Genomic DNA, 326 nt, shown 5'->3' with positions numbered 1-326 from the left:
CAAGGCTCTTTTTCTCGCTCAGCACTTGCACGAGACCGCTTGCTCAGCCTAGCTTTATCACCTGTTGCAGTTCTATCTTTTCGTCCTTTAGGGTCACGTTTGAAGATAACTAAACGAGAATTGAAAGAGACCTGTTCACCTAAAAAGTATTCGCCGAGATTCTTCGCTCTAGAGCTTGCTTGAGCGTAAAGTTTTTTGACTGGATACCAATGATTAATCGCGATTTTTCTACAGTGCGTTCTATTTCTAAAGCGGCCTACATAATCCCACTCAAGAGACAAAATCTGTTTGAACCAAGGGATGCGAAAGCCAGCGTCAGTTACGAT

1 pseudogene is annotated in these 326 nt (G+C 43.3%); it reads right to left on the bottom strand.

Annotated features, from left to right (window positions below):
• Positions 1–326: pseudogene (locus AB4135_RS22185) on the bottom strand (IS4 family transposase); the annotation flags it as partial.

Source organism: Shewanella sp. 10N.286.54.B9 (assembly GCF_041468565.1).
In the GTDB taxonomy this organism is placed as follows: domain Bacteria; phylum Pseudomonadota; class Gammaproteobacteria; order Enterobacterales; family Shewanellaceae; genus Shewanella.
Note: the sequence above shows the minus strand (reverse complement) of the source record. Positions and strands in the feature narration are given on the sequence as shown.